The organism is Thermococcus sp. (assembly GCF_027063845.1).
Lineage (GTDB): Archaea > Methanobacteriota_B > Thermococci > Thermococcales > Thermococcaceae > Thermococcus.
In genome coordinates, this window is the sequence record NZ_JAMOQU010000086.1 from 1 (window position 1) to 4233 (window position 4233).

At 55.4% G+C, this 4233-nt stretch carries 4 protein-coding genes and 1 other RNA gene; 4 read left to right on the forward strand and 1 reads right to left on the reverse strand.

Annotated elements, in window-relative coordinates; genetic code table 11:
* Positions 1–17: 17 nt before the first annotated feature.
* Entirely contained in the window at positions 18–1340 is a 1323-nt protein-coding gene (glnA, locus tag MVO87_RS06450; RefSeq protein WP_297552617.1) for a type I glutamate--ammonia ligase, read from the reverse strand.
* A gap of 223 nt (positions 1341–1563) precedes the next feature.
* Between glnA and MVO87_RS06455 the strand changes: the two genes are divergently transcribed.
* The 4 genes from MVO87_RS06455 to rnpB form a co-directional block, all read left to right on the forward strand.
* Positions 1564–1968 (forward strand): DUF61 family protein, encoded by a 405-nt coding sequence (locus MVO87_RS06455; RefSeq protein ID WP_297513040.1) that lies wholly within the window; start codon positions 1564–1566, stop codon positions 1966–1968.
* Positions 1968–2255, forward strand: a complete 288-nt coding sequence (locus MVO87_RS06460) for a hypothetical protein (protein WP_342765109.1) — start codon at positions 1968–1970, stop codon at positions 2253–2255. Before MVO87_RS06455 ends, MVO87_RS06460 begins: the two co-directional genes overlap by 1 nt.
* Before the next feature lie 45 nt (positions 2256–2300).
* Positions 2301–3926, forward strand: a complete 1626-nt coding sequence (locus tag MVO87_RS06465) for a COG1361 family protein (protein WP_297513042.1) — start codon at positions 2301–2303, stop codon at positions 3924–3926.
* 37 nt (positions 3927–3963) lie between these two features.
* Positions 3964–4233, forward strand: an RNA gene (gene rnpB, locus MVO87_RS06470) — RNase P RNA component; the annotation flags it as partial.

Here is a 4233-nt window from a genome sequence, read left to right on the forward strand (position 1 = left end):
GAAGAACTGAGAAGGGCTCAAACGTAGAAGTACCTCTCCAGCTCCCACTCGGTCACCTTCTTGGTCTCCACGGGGAGCCCGTTGGCTTCGAGGTAAGTGACGTACTCCCTCCATTCTCTCTCCTTGTAGGCTATGAAGTTCTCGTAGGCCTCGCCGAGCGCCTCCCTGACAACCTTGTCCTTTTTCAGCTCCTCCAGCGCCTCCTCGAGGCTTCCAGGAAGGGTCTCGATTCCCGCTTCGCTCCTCTCCTCATCGCCCATCTCGTAGACGTTGGTTTCAACGTACGCCTCTGGCTCAAGCTTCCTCTTGATTCCGTCGAGTCCAGCCAAGAGTATCGTCGCGAAAGCCAGGTACGGGTTGGCGCTCGGGTCGGGACAGCGGTACTCTATCCTCGCTCCGCTTCCAGAAAAAGTAGGGACGCGGATTAATGTGCTCCTGTTCCTGTAACCCCAGCTGATATACACCGGAGCCTCATAACCTGGAACGAGACGCTTGTAGCTGTTCACAGTCGGGTTGGTTAGGGCCGTTAACGCCTTCGCGTGCTTGAGGATACCCGCCATAAAGTGAAGCGCCGTCTCGCTCAGCCCGTCCTCGCCTATAAAGACGTTCTCTCCGTCCTTCCAGAGGCTTATGTGGAGGTGCATCCCGTTGCCGGGGTAGCCGTAGAGGGGCTTCGGCATGAACGTTGCATAGAGGCCGTGCATCTCGGCGATGGCCTTGACGACGTACTTGAAGCTCACGATGTTGTCGGCGGTTTTGAGAGCCTCGTCGTAGCGGAAGTCAATCTCGTGCTGGGCCTTACCGACTTCGTGATGGAGCACCTCGGGAACGAGGCCAAAGGCCGGCATGTAGAGGGCTATCTCCCTCCTCAGCTCCCTCGCCTTGTCGAGGGTCACGAGGTCGAAGTAGCCCCCGCTGTCTGGTATGTGGAGCTCCCATGTTCCGTTCTTCTTGAAGAGGTAGAACTCCGGCTCCGGTCCGATGTAGGCCTTGAAACCCTCTTTTTCAAGCCTCTCCAGGGCTCTCTTTAGAACTCCCCTTGGGTCTGCCTTGTAGGGCTTTCCGTCCTTGTAGATGTAGCCGTAGACCCGTGCTATGCCCTCCCAGGGGACCTCTGCGTAGGTGCTTGAGTCAGCCTTGAATATGAGGTCGCTGTCCTCTATGCCCTGGAACCCGGGAATCGAGGAGCCGTCGAAGGCTATGCCCTCTTCGATTACCTCTTCGTATCTCTCTATCGGAACCTCCATCCCCTTTGGGATGCCGTTTATATCCACGAATATGAGCTGGAGGAACCTCGGGCCCTTGGGGCTGATTCCGATGAGTTTTGCACTTTCGTTCATTTTTTCATCACCTTATTGCTTGAACATTCAATTATTTCCGCCACATGCTGAACATACACCTCTAATTAACCCTTTCTCATGAATTTTTGAACACCTGACGAAAAACGGCCTATGGGTGTTATCGTTTTGACGTGAACAGGTCTATTTCCTTGCTTAATTTTGGATTTTTTGACGAGAACGTGTTAAATAACGTTTATCTGCCTCGGCTCGAATTGACACCCGTATGAACCCCGAAAACGCCCTCCTGAGAGAAATCTACCGCATAAACAGCCACCTTCCGGCGAAGAGGCCAACCCTGGTTCAGTTGCTTGCCTCGGATGAGCCCTCCGTCAGGCTGAGGGACGGGAGCAGGCATTCCTTCCGAAAGGCAGAGCTCGAGAGAATTAAGGGCCTTCTTGACCCCGGCGACGAGGAGAAACTGCTCCTCCCGATAGTCCTTGAGATAGTCAGCGACTTCAGGGGCTACTTCAGGGTCAGGGGAAGGGTCGCGGTCAAGGTGATAGACAGGCTCCTTGGCTCTTACGACCCCCTCGACGAGCCCGAGGAGAGGCTCTACCCGAGGTACCTGCTCCCTAAGGTGAGGCGGGAGCTACCGACGACTACAACCTACGCCTTCATAGCGGAGTGATGGGTATGGACGATAATCGTGTTTTCCTCAACTACCTCGCCTTTACGGTTCCCCACGTCACGGTTTTCGCCGGGGCGGTCTTTGGAATCCTCGTGCTCCTCGGCATAAAGACGTCGCTCGCCCTTGGAATCTTTGCCCTCCTCTATGGGGTGATGCTTCTTGCTATAGCCCTCGTAGCCAGGGAGCACTTCTCCGGTCTGGAACTCTACCGCTTCTATCTAGCGTTCTCCGTGTTTCTCGTGGCTACTGGTCTGTTCCTGCTGTACCGTGCCATAGTGCACAGCTGACTTTTAATGGGTAAGTTTAAATTCGAGGGCGCCTTATTGTCTGGGGTGGTGATTGTGAGGCGGGCACTACTGCTCATCGCTATCATACTAGTTTCGATGTTCATTCCGTTTACAAGCGCCCAGTTTGGAACTATATCAGTAGCGGGTTCGATAACCGTTGTGAGAGGCGACTACAGCGAAGGAACGCTTCTCCTGACGAACAATGCGGGTGTAATTTACTCTGTCGTCAGCTATCAGGGCTTCTGGGTGGAGGACACAAACGGAAACCGCGTTGAGGGATTCAACTTCACGATGTTCCCGAGGGTTTTTCCCAACTGGGGCAGGGGTCAGAACAAGACGGTAAAATACAACCTTACCGTATCAAAGGACGTCCTTCCGGGCAACTACACGCTCTACCTTCGATTCATAGCAACTTACTCGGGAGACGTTTACATCCTGAAGGCCAAGGTTCCGGTTGAAGTTCTCGCTTCACCCCTTACCTTTACGAGTGCCTACTCCTACGTCCCTGGTCGGGGCGATGTCCCCTACGTTTTCCTGGGGGAGAGCGTTACCGTTTACTCCCATGTGATTAACATCGGCCACTTCAACGCTACCGTGAACGTTTTCTCTGCCCTTCTCCTGGGGAGCAATAACTACTCCGTTGTTTCCAAAAACGTGACAATTCCGCCTGGGGACACACTGATAAGGCTATCTCTGCCTGTTGGGTGGAACTATCCGGAGGGTAACTACACCTTAATCTACCGCGTTTCATACGGGGACCAGAGTTACACCTACACCAAGAAGTTTGCGGTTTCACTCGGTGTCAGGCTCGTTGGCGTCTCTGTTGAGAAGGAGAGCGTCCTGCTTAACGACACACTGAAGGCGTACGTCACCATCATTTCCGAAAGGGACATAAACGCCACGATTTCCTGCGTTGCCGTAATCAACGGCACAAAATCATTTGCTGCCAAAACTCGGGAGATAACTCTCTCCCCGGGTACTAGTGTGGTTCAGCTGTCTCTTCCCACATCTAAGCCAGGAAACGTCTCCGCCGTTATTGGTCTCTCCGTTCACGGTCGCTCCGGAGGAAACGATACCGTTCACTACACCGTTTATGCTCCGCCCTCAATAGGGTCCCTGAGTGCAAAGTTACTGAACTCGACGCTTGAGGTTAACGTCCTGCTCCTGAACCCGACTCCAGAAGCGGTCGGCGGAACGCTCGAGTACAAGGTTCTCGCCAACGGAACTTCCCTCTACGCTGACGTCCTTGACGTAACTATTTCCCCTGGCAAAAAGGAGCTTTCATTCAGGTTTAACGTTCCAAAGGGCGTCAACGTTACATACTCATTCAAGCTCAACGCCCTTGGAAGGGTCAGCGTCAAGGAGGGTAGCCTCTGGGTTCCGGCCCCGAAGCCCAAGCCGTCCCCGACGCAGACCCCGACAACCACGTCCACAACCCTGCCGTCTAACACAACCTCAACGACGGGTGAAGCCAACGGCAAGGGCTTCCCGTGGTGGCCCGTTGTGGGGATACTCATCGTAGTGGCCGTTGCGATTGTGTTATACTACCAGAACCAGCCCAAGAAGAGGAGAACCCGGAAAGCTCCGAAGCGTCGCTCACCGCTCGGGAGGTTCAAGAGGCCGAAACCGCCGAAGTTCCATGAAAGGGACTCCCTGCCCAAAAAGAAGTGACCAAACCTTTTTATCCTCCCTTTTCTACTTCCTTACGGCGAGGGGGTCGGGGGCTCTCGGGGCACTCCCGAGGAAGTTCCGCCCACCGCACCGGGGCCGCGGTGCCGCAAGGCACCTCCCGAGAGGGAGGGCAACGGCGCAGAAACGACACGGCCCCCGGGGGATGTGGATGACGCGTGCGAAGGGCCCGGCGACGGGCACCGAGCTAACCCGCAGACAATCCCGGGGGATGCGGTGAAACGGCCGTCCCGCGGGGTGCAAGGCCGTAGCTGGGGCGATGAGTTCCCGGTGCGAGCCCCGTGGTAGG

What these genes read in the sequence shown, in the direction of transcription:
- glnA (WP_297552617.1), bottom strand. Translation starts at nt 1,340, where the DNA reads ATGAACGAAAGTGCAAAACTCATCGGAATCAGCCCCAAGGGCCCGAGG.
- MVO87_RS06455 (WP_297513040.1), top strand. Translation starts at nt 1,564, where the DNA reads ATGAACCCCGAAAACGCCCTCCTGAGAGAAATCTACCGCATAAACAGC.
- MVO87_RS06460 (WP_342765109.1), top strand. Translation starts at nt 1,968, where the DNA reads ATGGGTATGGACGATAATCGTGTTTTCCTCAACTACCTCGCCTTTACG.